Annotated in this window: 13 protein-coding genes; 4 read left to right on the forward strand and 9 right to left on the reverse strand. The window is 65.0% G+C overall.

All coding sequences use genetic code 11. The annotated features are described in order from the left end of the window. Positions 1-315: 315 nt before the first annotated feature. The 7 genes from OMP39_RS15000 to OMP39_RS15030 form a co-directional block, all read right to left on the reverse strand. Positions 316-1,278: an IS5 family transposase gene (locus OMP39_RS15000; RefSeq protein WP_264892646.1), complete on the reverse strand. Its 963-nt coding sequence runs from the start codon at positions 1,276-1,278 to the stop codon at positions 316-318. Between the two features lie 546 nt (positions 1,279-1,824). Beyond that, positions 1,825-2,223 carry a hypothetical protein gene (locus OMP39_RS15005; RefSeq protein ID WP_264892647.1) on the reverse strand — a complete coding sequence of 133 codons (399 nt, stop codon included), beginning with the start codon at positions 2,221-2,223 and terminating at the stop codon, positions 1,825-1,827. Between the two features lie 218 nt (positions 2,224-2,441). Then, positions 2,442-2,987, reverse strand: a complete 546-nt coding sequence (locus OMP39_RS15010) for a hypothetical protein (RefSeq protein ID WP_264892648.1) — start codon at positions 2,985-2,987, stop codon at positions 2,442-2,444. Positions 2,988-3,125: 138 nt separating this feature from the next. Further along, entirely contained in the window at positions 3,126-3,611 is a 486-nt protein-coding gene (locus OMP39_RS15015) for a CC0125/CC1285 family lipoprotein (RefSeq protein ID WP_264892649.1), read from the reverse strand. Between the two features lie 186 nt (positions 3,612-3,797). After that, positions 3,798-5,294: an RNA-directed DNA polymerase gene (locus OMP39_RS15020; RefSeq protein WP_264892651.1), complete on the reverse strand. Its 1,497-nt coding sequence runs from the start codon at positions 5,292-5,294 to the stop codon at positions 3,798-3,800. 160 nt (positions 5,295-5,454) lie between these two features. Then, on the reverse strand, positions 5,455-6,531 hold the full coding sequence (locus tag OMP39_RS15025) for an IS5 family transposase (RefSeq protein ID WP_232301078.1): 1,077 nt from the start codon (positions 6,529-6,531) through the stop codon (positions 5,455-5,457). A 973-nt stretch (positions 6,532-7,504) separates the two neighbouring features. Continuing rightward, the gene (locus tag OMP39_RS15030; protein WP_028915768.1) at positions 7,505-8,485 is read right to left on the reverse strand and encodes an IS5 family transposase; all 981 of its coding nucleotides are present in this window, start codon (positions 8,483-8,485) and stop codon (positions 7,505-7,507) included. A 319-nt stretch (positions 8,486-8,804) separates the two neighbouring features. Here OMP39_RS15030 and OMP39_RS15035 point away from each other — a divergent pair, with 319 nt between their 5' ends. From OMP39_RS15035 to OMP39_RS15050, 4 genes are all read left to right on the forward strand, one after another. Beyond that, positions 8,805-9,011, forward strand: coding sequence for a YgaP family membrane protein (locus OMP39_RS15035; protein ID WP_264892653.1), 207 nt, complete (start codon positions 8,805-8,807; stop codon positions 9,009-9,011). After that, positions 9,008-9,532: an RNA polymerase sigma factor gene (locus OMP39_RS15040; protein WP_264892654.1), complete on the forward strand. Its 525-nt coding sequence runs from the start codon at positions 9,008-9,010 to the stop codon at positions 9,530-9,532. The genes OMP39_RS15035 and OMP39_RS15040 overlap by 4 nt, the downstream gene beginning before the upstream one ends. 375 nt (positions 9,533-9,907) lie before the next feature. Beyond that, a complete protein-coding gene (locus OMP39_RS15045; RefSeq protein ID WP_264892655.1) occupies positions 9,908-10,672 on the forward strand; it encodes a sulfite exporter TauE/SafE family protein in 765 nt (254 codons plus the stop codon). Between the two features lie 176 nt (positions 10,673-10,848). Beyond that, entirely contained in the window at positions 10,849-12,036 is a 1,188-nt protein-coding gene (locus OMP39_RS15050; protein ID WP_264892657.1) for a sensor histidine kinase, read from the forward strand. Between the two features lie 112 nt (positions 12,037-12,148). Here the strand turns inward: OMP39_RS15050 and OMP39_RS15055 are convergent, their stop codons facing one another. Together OMP39_RS15055 and OMP39_RS15060 are read right to left on the reverse strand one after the other, a co-directional pair. Beyond that, the gene (locus OMP39_RS15055) at positions 12,149-13,597 is read right to left on the reverse strand and encodes a bifunctional serine/threonine-protein kinase/universal stress protein (RefSeq protein WP_264892658.1); all 1,449 of its coding nucleotides are present in this window, start codon (positions 13,595-13,597) and stop codon (positions 12,149-12,151) included. 121 nt (positions 13,598-13,718) lie between these two features. Beyond that, the gene (locus tag OMP39_RS15060) at positions 13,719-14,480 is read right to left on the reverse strand and encodes a metallophosphoesterase family protein (protein WP_264892659.1); all 762 of its coding nucleotides are present in this window, start codon (positions 14,478-14,480) and stop codon (positions 13,719-13,721) included. Positions 14,481-14,559: the final 79 nt, after the last annotated feature.

Genomic DNA, 14,559 nt, shown 5'->3' on the forward strand with positions numbered 1-14,559 from the left:
TTACTTGGTGACGCCCAATCACAGCGACCACGATGGTTTGGTCGTGAACCGTGACTTTCAAACATCCGTTCTCGTCGATGTCTACGGACTTCACGTCTGCCCGTACAAGCGCATCCCGGAGTCGCCCGAGAGAAAGATTTTCCGGAGATATCATGATCGACGAATTAGGGAAGGTCTGCACAAAGCCCCCTGAACCGTGCCTGCGCCCCGAGTGACTCGAAATCGAATGTCTGCGATGCCCCCTTCGGCCCCAATGCGCCAACACTCCCGCCGATTCGGTGGCCGTGGCGGCCCCGCAGGCCCATTTCGGGCGCACTATGCCCCGGCTCCCAGGAGTTGGCGGCGCGCCAGCCACAGGTTGGCCAGCGCAAACAGCGTGTGCAGCTGCGCCGTGTTCTTGGCCAGGCCCCGGTAGCGCACCTTCACATGCCCGAACTGGCGCTTGACCACCCGGAAGGGATGTTCCACCTTGGCCCGGATGCGCGCCTTCAAACGCTCGAGTTGCTCGGTCAGCCCTTCGATGGGATCGGTCTTGTCCAAGGCCCGCCGCTGGCCCGGCTTCATGGCGATGTGCCACTGCACTCCGGGCGGCGCGTCAGCTCGTTTGCCCGCACCCTGGTAGCCCGCATCGGCAAACACGTCGCGCTCGTGCCCATGCAGCAGGCTGGCGGCCTCGACCACGTCGTTGACGTGCCCGCCAGTGCCGCGCGCGGTGTGCACCAGGCCCGAGTCGGCATCCACGCCGATGTGGCACTTCATGCCGAAGTACCACTGCTGGCCCTTGCGGCTTTGCTTCATCTCGGGATCACGCTGCCCCGAGGCGTTCTTGGTGGAGCTCGGGGCTGCGATCAGCGTGGCATCCACCACCGTGCCGCTCCTGAGCAGCAACCCCTTGGCGCCCAGCAGGTCGTTGACGGTCTTCAGCATCTGGGCGGCCAGCTGGTGCTGTTCGAGCACGTGGCGGAACCTCAGGATGGTGCTCTCGTCGGGCAGCCGTTCGTCCCAGCCTTCCAGTCCGGCGAACTCGCGAAACAGCGGCACGTCGTGCAGCGCCTCTTCCATGGCCGGGTCGCTCAGGTTGAACCACTGCTGCATGAAGTGGATGCGCAGCATGGTCTCCGGGGCAAACGGCGGGCGTCCGCGCCGGCCCTCGGGCAGGTAGGGCGACACCAGCGCCACCAGGTCCGCCCAGGGCACCACGCGTTCCATCTCTTCCAGAAACTCGCGCCGCCGCGTGCGCTTGGCCGTCATCCCCAGGCCCAGGCTGTGTTGCTTCATGGGCGATATGGTCTCAGCAGCTCATGCTCTTGCCAAGCACGGCGGGGGCCCATTTGTGCAGACCTTCCTCAACTTTCAACACGAGAGGCCCTGGCCGGCTTGCCGGACAGCGTCCTCTCGATGGAAGGGTTAGAGCGCACAATTTCCACGAAGCCGCCTTGATAATTTTGCCACGAGTGGCGCTATGGCATGGGCAGCCTGCAACCGGGACATACTTTCCAGTTTGTCATTTGGTCTTCTGTCTGAACGCTGCGGCCTTCGCGTATCTCCCAGTTTTGCCCACAGTTTGGACACTCAGCAAGTATTGGGAAGAGCTTACGAGCTGAGAGCAGGACGACTATTGCGGAGCATTGCCAGGCCGACGAGGATGCCCCCGAAGCACGTGTAGTTGCGCACCGACCTATTGCGATGGGCGATCTGAACTTGAACTGCTGACGGCGTTGGGGACATGCTCTATGCACGCTCTAACGGTCGACATAAGCGGCAGCCCCTGGCTTGCCGGTAGCTGCCGCTCGATGGAGGGGTTAGGTCTCGCTTGCTGGCAGCTCATAACGTCTTGATCAAGTCTTGGATGACGTCTGGCTCCATGAACGGCTTGTTTACGTTATTATTCACGAGAAATCCATCAGCGAGAATGGCGCCAAGCTTTTCCTCTGCGGCCTTGTTGAAGACTCCTGAGTAAATGCGCTTGTATGCATTGAATGTATGAAGCATTCTTCTCGCGGCATTCTCGGCTTCCGAAAGCGTGATTGATTGGCCAGAGTTGAAGATCGGTATGAAAATCTGCAGTAGGTCATCCTTCAACTTCTGCTTCAGCTTCCTGCGTTCGTCGATCCGGGCAAACCACACGCCAAGCAAGAACGTAGATATTCCCGGAATCCAGGAGTTCACAACACTCTCGAGAGATATCTGCCACCAAACTATGTCATTGACAATGAGGGTCATGATGCTCCGTAGGTGTTCAGGTCGGGGGGGGGGGGGGGGGGGGGGGGGGGGGATGACTGCGTTTGTGCCAAGCCTAACGAATGAAAGGGGCTTCCGTGTCTCGAACAAGCCGCGTTGCGGCCAACGGCATCGAAGTGCGACGATGGGAAGTGCGATATCAGTAACCGGCGCTGTGCAAGCGGCGAGCCGCTTGCACAGCGCCCGCGTTGACTGGATGGTTAGCCCTCACAACTCGCCTCCCGCAAATGGATGTGTGGAGCGAGAAATTCATACGCGCGGCGGTTTCGAATTACAAAGGCACGGACGAAATGTGTTGCTGCAACATAGACCAGCCGTGCGTTCCAAAGGGCAAACAAGAAGAGTGCCGCGTACCACCCGATATACTCGGAGGGGAACCAGCCCAGGTAAACACTGAGTAACGCAAGGAAGAGAAGCACGGTCACGCCAGTCATACCCTGCTTGGGCATGGACGAGGCACCCGCGACCACGAAGTAGACGACAATTGAGACGGGGATGGCGAGTGCTGCCCACCAGCCGAAGGCCAAGACGGCCAAGACAAAACTAGCAAGCAGCGAGACAGGAGCGCCCACAAAAGCTCCGAGCACCACCATCTTCTCGAAGTATGGAGCTTCACCCGTTTCTGCCTCGATACGGGAAAGCGAAACATCCGTATAAAGCTTTCGGGCCATGCTCCGATCGACGCCAATAAGAAGCGAACCGGATTGAATTCGGGCAACCAGCGCTTGATATTCCTCGTCAGTCATAGCCAAGGGCTAACGTGTTTTAGGAATCAACAGTTAAGGGTAACATGGACGACTGATCCCCTAAACGTTCGACATGAGCGGTATGACCCGGCTTGCCGGCGCATGTCCGCTCGATGGAGGGGTTAGAGCGGACCGCCGCTACTTGATACCGTACTGAACCTTTATCGACTTCGCTACCAGCGCGGCATCGTACACGGTCGTGCTCAGAGGCGGCTTTTCCTTGAAGAGGACGACGGTGATGGAAGGCGCAGGAAAGCTAAAAACGTACGTCTGTCCCCCGTAGGTCTGCGCGGTTCCGCGCGTTGAATTACCGTAGGTTGTCAAGTTGATGTTGGTCGTAGATGGCGTTGTATAGGCCCCGGTCCTCGAATCGTCGGGGGCAGACCCGATGATGAAGTGACTGTAGCCGTTGGCCAATGCCAGCTCTGCTGCGCGCAGAAGCGCCAAGTCTGCTGCCTGTGTTTTTGACATATGGCCGTTCGCCTCAAAAGTAACTTTGAAGGCGTTGTCCGCGATCTGCACTTCTTTCCAGCCCCCGCCGCCCAAGAAAGTGTACGGCCGATATGCAGTTGCGCAGGCGGTCAAGAAGATCGCGGCCAGAGCCGAGCTGATTGGTGCTTTCATAGGATTGATGCCTCCGTCGTGAGCTCTAACGTTGGAGTTGACCGGCAGGCAGCGGCATTGCGCCGCGGGGCGTGTGCTCTCCTGCACGCCTCGCGGCGCAATGCCGCTGCGTGTCCGGGTCGAACGACCTGTTAGGCCGCATGCGCATGAAGACGAGGTTCACAAGAGCGCTTGTCACGAACGGCATCAGAAAGGCAATTCATCTTCGAGAGGGTTGGTTTCTGGGGAGCCACAAAGCACCCACTTTGCCATCCACTTCTCCATGGTGCTAAGGCTTTCGCCTGTGATCAGGGGCCAAAGCCACTTTTCGCGCTCATCCTTGGACAGGATTTGGGCTGCTAGCAAAATCGAGCGCCTGTCCCAATACGCATAGTGGAGCAGCTGGTTCTTCCTGTCCTTCACCCAAGCCTGGTTGCCCATTGTTATTGCGGCACGGGCCTGCGGACGGAGCCGTCTGCTCGTGAATACAAAGGAGCGAATCTTAGGCAACTTCAGAAGACCAGAGTGACGAGAGAAGTACCATTCGAGCCAGAGCCTAACGGCCCTGATGTTTGCGGCAGGATCTTCTGCAAGCGCCTCCAGCTTTGCTCCGTGTGAGTCGATGAAATCCGAATCCGTGACGGAGTCTAGATACAGAGCAATGTCGTTCGCCGCCGGAGCAAAGAACGACATGTTCTCCATGAGCATCGGAGCGATGTCCGGGATTTCGTGTGCCCGAGCTCTACGCACGATGGCACGAATCACGCCCAGATCCAGCGAGTCGAACTTTGTGATGCGCTTCAGGGCATCGAGCAAGATTTCTCCGACGTTGTCCAAGGGAGTCAAATCAACATCTTCAACCTCCATCGTGTAAGGGTTGACAACTTCAATCTCTCCGAGGATTTCAAGCTTCTCCAACTGATATTGATTGTTCAGCTCCTTCTGCACGAACTCCTCGGACTTGCTGATCCGAGTCTTCTCCGCTGAGAGTGAGAGTCTCTGATTCTCGTGAAGATAGAGGCAAAAGTCCTGCACCAACGCCTCTAGCTCCTGATATGAGTTTCCGAAGATCCGGAAATCATCAACATACCTAACGTGGTCAAACCCACGACCGTAGACGAACTGATCGACATTGATGAGAGTAGCCTCGGCCATGACAATGCTGGCTGCAGGGCCGACAGGGATTCCCTGGGATGCTCTCGTATTGAGCGCAGTGAGGAAATACTCGATTTTCTTGGAGATCCCCGGTGGGACATCGGTCGCTGACTGAATCGCGTTCTGCAGTCGATGAAGATAGATCTTGTTGTAGAAGTCAGCGATGTCCGCAGAAAGCACGAATGGGTATGCCTTGGCGAGGTTCTCGCAACGCTCACGATACACATTAAAGCCTGACCCGTCTGCGAAGAAGCTCCTATCGCTCTCCGAGATTCTGTAGGAGCAGGCGACTTCCGGGCTCGCGCGTGCCCCTTCCACGGACATTGCCACAGTTTTAGCTAACGCTGCATAGATCAACGAATCTATTGGCTCGGGTCGATGAACGACTCTGAATCCGTTCCGCGTCTTCGGCCAAGGCTCCACTAAGGGCGGGGCTGAAAGCACTTGATCCAGTTCTGAGTTCAGGATGTGCGCTTTCACCTCGTCCCAGAGGTGGCCGATCGCGAAGAACTCCTCTGCTCGAGGGAAGAAGTCGGTGTCGTAGGGCACTTCGCATAACCCCATTTCCGAAGGCTGAACCGGCATGAGGGCGCTCGCGTCGTTCAGTTCGGGGTTCTCGGTGCCGCTCAGGCCCCGTCATCGCAGCCTTGGCGGGCGCCCGAGGCCCTGCAAAACTGCGTTTGCAGGCTCTGCGGGCGCACCTCTCCCTTCATCGCGCACACCCGCACGGGTCATGGCGCACCAGCCAGACCAGCCGCTTGGCGTTGTACGCCGCGCACTTCAGCAGGATCGCCAGTTCGTTTCTCGCCAGCGTCATCGCCCGCACGCACTTGCCGCCCAACTGCTCGAGGCCGGCGAACACATGTTCGCCTCTGGCGCGGACGCGGTTGATCGCCTTGTTGCGCGCGTCCAGTCGCACGCGCCGCTCCTGCCCGGGCTTGGCACGCCGCGCGATGCCGTCGCGCAGCCCGTGGGCCTGCAGCAACTGGCGGTTGGTCTGCGCGTCGTAGCCTCGGTCGGCCAGCAGCCGCGCGCCGGTGTTGGCGCGGTCCAGCACCTCCTTGAGCGTCTGGCCGTCGTCGGCGTTGGCCGGCGTGACCTTCGCCCGGCGGATCAGCTTGTAGCGCGCGTCCGCGTTGGCGTGCACCTTGTAGCCGTAGAAGCTCTTGCCGTGCTTCTTGGTCCAGCGCGCGTCGCGGTCGGTGTGCTGCAGCCGCTTGGCATTCCAGCCCTCGGGCCTGCGGCCTTCGTTGAGCGCTTCGCGCTCGTCCTTGTTCGCCTGGGTGAGCGGTGCCTGCACGATGCTGGCATCCACGATCTGCCCGCCGCGCGGGATGTAGCCGTGCTGCTGCAACTGCAGGCTCACCGCCTCGAAGATAGCGCGGCCGCCCAGACCGCCTTGGGCCAAGCGCTGCTTGAAACTCCACAGCGTGCGCGCATCGGGGATGTGCAGTGCTCCGTCCAGGCGGCAGAAGTGCTGGAAGCTCATGCGGTCCAGCACCTGGTACTCGCAGTCCTCGTCGCTGAGGTTGTACAGCGACTGGATGAACAGCAGCCGCACCATCACCTCGGTGGGGTACGGCGGGCGCCCGCCTTTGCTACGGTCAGCGCGAGGGCAGGCGGTGTCGACCCGGGCGGCAATGGCCGCGAAGTCGATCAGTTCGTCCATTGCTGCCAGGTTGGCGATGAAGCCGCCGAGCTTGGCTTGGCGCTGGTCCTGCACGAACAGGTCAGCGCCAGGCTGGTGACGCCACAAAGACGAGGGCTTGATGCGCGGGGTGATCATGGGCGACATCATGCCGGCTCACGGGCTGCAAGGGGGAGGGAGGTTTCGAGAAGTGCCCCGTAGTAGCTGGTTATATGCCGCAACGCAAAGTCGAGGGTCTCGGCAGAGATAAGTGTCTTGAGCGGCTGCGTCATATCAGGTTCTAAGTCTTAGATCGGGAGCGGCGAGCCGCTCTTTGACGGTCGGATCATCGCACTGCGGTCTCATGCGGTCCAACGTTCGACATGAGGGGCGACTACCGGCAGGCCGCGCGGAAGCGACAATGAACCACCTCTGCAGCGTGGCCTGCCGGTAGACGTCTCCTCGATGGAGAGTTAGAGCTGTAGCCGACCGCGCCACTGCTCAGACAGAACCGCGGCTCAAAGTTGCTCGGTGCGTTAACGGCAAGAAACCCATTGCCAAAGTTTTCCCGCGAGCCGCCCCGCCCCGCAAGGCCCACTTTCGGGGGAGGCACATGGCCAGACGACCAGACAGACTAGCCCGACCATGAGCACCCGGGGACGAACAACCCAGCCAGCGAGCGCTTCAAACTGAACCTGCTGCCCAAGCGCCCCTGACCTCCACACACCCCGAGCCTAAGAGGCCGAGAAACCCCTCGCCGCTGTTTCAAGCAGCGGCCGACGTGCCCCGGTGCCGCTTCACGCGCGCTCTAACAGGGGGCGCTAAGCGGTGGACGGAGGCTGGCGTAGCCAGCCGGAGGACGTTTGATTGAGCAACGGGTTAGAGCGCGACCGTGCCATGCGCTGCATCTTCAGCCACGACCAAACAAGCCGGACATGGCAGCTAGCACGAGCAACGCGCCCCCTAGGCTTGCGCGGGGATGCTGTATATACATACAGCATCGCAATGGTCCCTAAGGAAGGTCTGAACAACCCGCTCTGCCGCCCGGATTGCGGCATCGTGGCGCCGGCCTGGCGTCGCTTTCGAGCCGGATTTCGCCCGTGCAGGGCGGTTTTTGGCGGGTTTCCCCGCCTTACGGACGCACTGCTCCCGTCGTCGGCAACAAACGCCGGCGCGCCATCCACAGGTTCGACAGCGCGAACAGCGTCAGCACCTGCGCCGCGTTCTTCGCCAGGCCGCGGTAGCGCACCTTCGTGTAGCCGAACTGCCGCTTGATCACCCGGAACGGGTGCTCCACCTTCGCCCGCAGACTGGCCTTGTAGCGCTCCCACCGCTCGGCGTAGCGCCGCTCGCGCTCGTTCTTCATCGCACGCAGCTTCGACGGCTTCTCCGCGATCAGGAATCCGGCGTCCACGTCCTGCAGCTCCTCGCGCTTCTCGGCACCCGTGTAGCCGCTGTCGCCGCACACCGTGTCTTCCCGGCCGTGCAGCAGCTTGTACACCTGCGTCACGTCGGCCACGTTCGCCGCCGTGCATTCCACGTGGTGCACCAGACCGGACGCGTCATCCACGCCGATGTGCGCCTTCATCCCGAAGAACCACTGGTTGCCCTTCTTGGTCTGGTGCATCGCCGGATCGCGCTCGCCCGCCTTGTTCTTGGTCGAGCTCGGCGCACTGATGATCGTGGCATCCACGATCGTGCCACTGCGCAGGCTCAGGCCCTTGCGCTGAAGATGGGCGTTGACCTGCTCGAAGAGCTTCTCGGCCAGCCCGTGCGTCTCCAACAGCCGGCGGAAGTTGAGGATCGTCGTCTCGTCCGGGATGTCGGCAAGCCCGCCCAACTGCGCGAAGCGGCGCATCACCGGCGTGTCGTACAAGGCTTCTTCCATCGCCGGGTCGCTGAGCGCATACCACTGCTGCAGGAAGTGGATGCGCAGCATCGTCGCCAACGGATAGGGCTGGCGACCGGGACGGCCCATCTTCGGGTAGTGCGGCTCGATCAGACCCAGCAGCGCCTGCCACGGCACCACCTGCTCCATCTCCGCCAAAAACACCTCGCGCCGCGTGCGCTTGCGGCTCCCCAGACCCTCGGCATCACCGAACGACAGCTGCATCGCACTCACCCCGATCACGGTGAGGCATTGTCGCGCAATCGGGCGGAGTTGTTCAGACCTTCCCTAACTCGACGTCTCGTGTGGAGCACCCCCTCGCCTGCTGGATGAAATGCAGCCTGGCCTGTATTCGCGCGCGGCACTACAGCATACGGACGGAGCAGCAATACGTCCACTGGTGCGGCTGCTTGCCGGGCTTCGCGTCGGTGAGGTTAGCGCAGGGCGGTCACCCTTCGGGGCCGACACCGCCCGCGAATCCTTTTCGCCTCTCGCAGCCTCTTGTCTTCGGAAGTCGTTGGCGACTTCATGACTGGAGGACCACATGCTGTATCGTAAGAATATTTCGCCCCTGCACCGCCTGACCCGCATCCTGATGGCTCTGGTTGGCAGCGCCCTGATGGTGGCCGGCATTCTGAATGAAGCGCTGCTGATTCCCGTCGGCATCGGTATCGTCGCGCTCGCGGTCACGGGTTTGGTGGGCTGGTGCCCGATGTGTGCGATCGCCGGTTTTGGAGAGCGAAAGAAATGAGCCTGGCCGCCCTTGACGATTCGGTGATCCGTCGAGCGGTGCAGGGTGACTCGCGTGCGCTGGAGTGGCTGCTGCGCCGCAGTCAGCCGGATATCCGGCGATACGCACGACGGTACTGCATGGCCGCCGACGTCGACGACGCCGTGCAGGAATCCCTCGTGCGCATCGCGCAGCGCCTCCCGCAACTGCGGGCAGCCACGGCACTTTCTGCCTGGCTCATGACCATCGTCAAGAGAGAGTGCGCGAGGCTGGCCCGGTGGGTCATGCGCAACGATGAACTGACCCCTGATGTGTTGGCCGGGCTCACGGCGCGCTCCGACGAAACGCTGCGCTTGGACTTGGCGCGTGCCCTGGAATCGTTGCCTCCCCACTATCTGGAAATCGTGCTGTTGAGGGATCTCGAGGAATTGTCTCTGCAAGAAATTGCTCGACGGACCGGAGAAACGATCGCCTGCATCAAGAGCCGCTTGCACCGCGCTCGGATGATGGTGCGAGAGCATCTGATGGCACCCCCCGGGTAGCGGTTCCCCGGCGCAACGAACCGAGCGTTCGATACTGACCGCCCCAGAACGGGGCAGGAAAACCCCTAGTGCCCGCCCGGAGACCAGCGCATACAGTCTCATCCACTCGCAGCGAGGCGGCCCAACAGGCGGCGCTCGCGCAGGGCGGGGGACTGAGGAGACAGCACAACCATTCCAAGAGATGAGTGTGGCGCCGGTTGACGGACGCCATGCCTGACGGGCGCTGGCACTGCCAGCGCCCTTTGTTTTTCTGGGCTCGGGGCCGGCCAGGGCGGCGAGCGACGACCGCCGGCGAAGGTCGACAGGGTCGCGCCTGGCGGGGTTGGGTGAGAATCGCCGCTTCGCCTCGTGGCGCCCCTGCCTCACGCCTTGCCCATGCTCGAGTTCGCTGTCGTCACCGTCGCCTCCCTCTTCGCGGGCTTCGTGGATGCCATCGTGGGGGGCGGCGGCTTGATCCTGGTGCCGGCGTTGTTCGGCACCTTCCCCTCGGCGGCGCCGGCCACGCTGTTCGGCACGAACAAGGGCGCGGCGGTGTGGGGCACGGCGTGGGCCACGGTGCAGTACGCGCGGCGGGTGGAGATGGTGTGGAGTGCGCTGGTGCCCGCTGCCGTGGCGGCCCTGGTGGGCAGTGCGCTCGGGGCCTGGACGGTGACGGTGGTGCCGCCCGAGGGCCTGCGCAAGGCGCTGCCGCTCATCCTGCTGGGTGTGCTGCTCTACACGCTGGCCAAGAAGGACCTGGGCCGCGAGCACACGCGGCCTTTTCGCGGGCGGGCCGAGGCGTGGATCGCCTCGGCCATCGGCCTGGTGATCGGCTTTTACGACGGCTTCTTCGGCCCGGGCACGGGCAGCTTCTTCGTGTTCTTGTTCGTGCGGCTGCTGGGCTACGACTTCCTGCACGCCTCGGCGAGCGCCAAGCTGCTCAACACGGCGACGAATCTGTCGGCGCTGGCGCTCTTCATCGCCAAGGGGCACATCTGGTGGCACTACGCGCTCGCGATGGCGGTGGCCAACGTGGCGGGCAGCTTGCTGGGCACGCGGCTGGCGCTCAAGCACGGCACGGGCTTCGTGCGCGGGGTGTTCCTGCTCGTGGTGGGCGCGTTGATCCTGAAGACGGGGTACGACGCGTTCTTACTGACCTGACCGGGCAGCACGCGGCGGGCGGCGGCCTGGGCCTGGCCGGTCGCGGTCGGGCGTCGTGCACGCTTCCCGAGGGTCGATGAAGGCACCTGTCAACTCAGACAGGCGCGAGTTGGCGTGCGTGCGTTGCAACATGTCGTAACCGCGCCACCGCTCGCCGGCGCGGCTCCATCGGCCCCATGCCTGCGCCCATCCTTCACCGCCACTGGCCCCGACGCGGGGTGCCCACGCCTTCGCCCCCGACGGCCGGCGCCTGGCTGGGGGTGATGAGCGCGGCGGTGTGCTTGGCGGGCGCGGCACTCGCCTCCCTGCAGGGTTGGCCTCCCTGGGTGTGGGCGCCGGTGGCGGGTGCCCTCCTGGGCGGGGCGGCATGGTGGTGGGCCCACTGCGTGTGGCAGCGGCTGCGCGAGGTGGCCGAGGAGGCCGAGGCGCTGGCGACGGGCCGCGTCTCCGACTTCGCTACGGCCGACCACGGCGCCGCCGAGCCGCCGGAGCTGGAGTGTCTGTCGCGCTCGCTGGCGCTGCTCGTCACACGGCTGCGGGAGCGCGAGCGGGAGCTGGTGACCCTGGCCGGCTCGCTGGAGGAGCGCGTGCGCGAGCGCACCCAGGAGCTGGAGCGGGCCAACAGCGACTTGCAGAGCTTCACGCGCATGGTGTCGCACGACCTGAAGGGGCCGCTCGGCTCCATCGGGGCGGCGGCGCGCTTCGTGTACGAGAGCGGCCAGTCGCTGGAGGCCCGCCCGCGTCAGATGCTGGCGCTCATCTCGAGCGAATGCGATCGGCTCACGCTGCTGGTGGACGAGCTGCTGGCGCTGTCGCGCGTGGAGCAGCAGACCCTGGAGGTGCAACCGGTCGACTCGGCGGCGGTGGTGCGCGCGGTGCTGGCCGACCTGCTCGCCCCCGCGCCCGGCGAGCCGGCGCCGCAGGTGGTGTGCGGGCCGCTGCCGGTGGTGCTGGCCGACGCCGTGTTGCTGCGGCAGGTGTGGCACAACCTCATCGGCAACGCGATCAAGTTCACGCGCCGGGTGCCGCAGCCGCGCATCGAGATCGAGGGCCAGGTGCGTGGCGAGGAAGTCGTCTTCCAGGTGCGCGACAACGGCGCGGGCTTCGACATGCGCCATGCCGACCGTCTGTTCGGCGTGTTCCAGCGCTTGCACTCGAATGCCGACTTCCCCGGCAGCGGCATCGGGCTGTCCATCGTCAAGCGGGTGGTGCAGCGCCATGGTGGTCGGGTGTGGGCGAGCGGGCGGCCCGGCGAGGGGGCGTGTTTTTGCTTCTCGCTGCCGTACCGGGCGCGGCAACCCTCGCCCGCCCCCCGGCCCCCGAGCCGGGAGCCGGCCAAGAGCACGCTCGCCGCACACGGCTGACCGAGCGGCAAGCGGCCGTTGCGCGCGGCGCGCGCCCCGCTCCTGGCCCGGCCCCTCGCGTCGGCCCTCCCCTCGCCGCCCGAACAGGTCGCGCAAGGTGGGCCGCACAGGCTCAGCGCCCGGCGTGCGGCGCCTGGGCGGCAGCGATCGCGCCCACGGGCGGCGGCTCTTTCACGAGGATGACGGTGCACGGCGCCTCGCGCGCCACGCGGAGGGGGACGGTGTCGATGAAGCGCTGCAACTGGAGCCCGTGGGTGGCCGCCCCCAGGATGATCATGCTCACCTGGTTGCTCTGGGCGTAGCGCACCAGGGCCTGGGCGACGTCGTTCGATTCGAGCACGTGGTAGCTCGCCTGGTGGCCGTGCAGGTCGAGCGGCGCGGCCCATTGGCGCAGGCGCGCCAGGTGGCGGCGATGGCGGCTGGTTTCGCTGCGGGCGTCGTCGGCGCTGCTGGCCGATGACGGCGAGATCACGGTGACGCACGCGAGCCGCGCGCCGGGGCGGATGCCGAGCGAGCGCGCGACCGCCTGGCGCAGCGCGTAGAGCGTGGCGTCGCTCACGTCACGGTGCGGCACCGCCACCATCACGATCGGCACCTCGGCCAGTTGCTGCGAGGGCAGCGGGCTGGGCTGGTAGTGCATGCCCGCGGCCTTGACCCACCGCCGCAGGTGCTCGCGCCAGCCCACCCCGCGGGTGCGCCGGCCGCGCTCGGTGAGCGTCACCTGATCGGGGTGGGCCAGGTCGAAGGCCAGGTGCGCGGCGCTCGGGTAGCGGCGCTCGGCCTCGGCCTCCAGGCAACGCAAGATGACCTCCTGCAGCCATTCGGGCACGGCGGGGTTGTGCTGGCGCGGCGGCGCGGGCGTCATCCACAGCCGCTGGCGCAGGCCCCCGCGCGTGACGGGCGCACCGAAGGGCAGCTCGCCGGTGGCCAGCTCGTAGAGCATCACACCGATCGCGAAGATGTCGCTGCGCAAGTCGCCGCGCACGCCCACCACCTGCTCGGGCGCGATCCATGCGGGCGAGCCCACGGCCGTGCGCATCTCCTCGGCCAGCAGGTCCGGGTAGTGGGCGTGGCACGAGAGGCCGAAGTCCAGCAACACCGCCGTGCGGTCGTCCTTGACCAGCACGTTGGCCGGTTTCAGATCGAGGTGGCAGACGTTCTGCTGGTGCAGGCTGTGCGCGGCAAGCGCAGTGGCGGCGCCCAGACGCGCGATGGTGTCGGCATCGGGGCGTTCGGGGGCCTCGACCCAATGCTGCAACGTGCGGCCCGGCACGTACTCCATCACCAGGTACGGCAGGCGCAGCAGGTCGCCCGCCGCGACGAAGCGCGGCACGTGCGCTCCGGTGAGCGTCGGCAGGATCTGCAACTCGACCTCGAAGCTCACGATGTTCTCCGCGCCGTCGCCTTGCGTCATGCGCGGGATCTTCATCGCCATCGGAAAGCCCGGATCCGGCGCGCCGCTGGCGTATTCCACCGCGTAGATGTGGGCCATGCCGCCCACGTGGATGCACTGGCGGATGCGAAAGCCGTCGATCTCGGTGCCGGGTTCGAGGAGCTTCATCTAGAGGGGCCTCGCAGGGGCTCGCGGGGGACGACTGCGCGCGGCGCTTGCCAAGGCGGGCCGTTGCCCAAGCAAGCCGTGGCGGGCGCGGCGGCTCCCGCCACCACGGGCGGGCTGCCGCTCACCGGCCACGCTCCAGCCGCTCGGCGTCGAACTCGGGCAGGCCCGCCGCGCGGATGGCCGCCGCCGCGGCGGGCACGTCGTATTCGACGCGGTGGAAGGTGATCTGCGCGGCCGCGTCGTCGTAGATCGCGTACATCGCGCGCGCATCGCCGTCGCGCGGCTGGCCCACCGAGCCCACGATGGCGAGCCACTGCCGGTGCGGGGGCACCGGGATCGGCACGCCCGGCTGCGGCGCAAAGCGCATCAGCTTGGCCGTGGGCGTGAGGTAGTACAGCGCCTGCTCGTGCACATGGCCGCTGAACACATAGCGGATCGCCCCGTCTTGCTGCGCGGCGGCCGAGAGGCTGCGCTCGGCGGCGCTCGCGTCCTCGATGTAGTGCCAACGCTCGGGGCCGTCGGCACTGGCGTGCACCAGCAGCACCTCGGGCGACAGGTGCGCCACGAGCGGCAGCGAGCGCAAGAAGTCGCGATGAGCCGGCGACAGCTGCGCGTGCGTCCACACCGCGCTTTGCTCGCCGCGCTGGCGCGGCACGGCCGGCGGGTCCAGCGCCAGCGCATCGTGGTTGCCCAACACCGCCAGCGCACCCTCGTGCGCCACCAGACCCATCACGCGGTCCAACACCGCGATCGGCTCGCCCCCATAGCCGACCAGATCCCCCAACAGCGCAAAGCGCCCCACCCCCTGCGCCCGCGCATGGGCGAGACACGCCTCCAGCGCCGGCCGGTTGGCATGGACGTCGGACAGCACGGCGGTCTTCATCGTGAGCCGATCATGACGCGCCAGGCTGAGGCGAGGCTTGCAAGAGGGCGGCGGTCGCTCGGTAGAAACCCGAACGGGT

Source organism: Schlegelella aquatica, from assembly GCF_026013905.1.
GTDB lineage: Bacteria > Pseudomonadota > Gammaproteobacteria > Burkholderiales > Burkholderiaceae_C > Caldimonas > Caldimonas aquatica.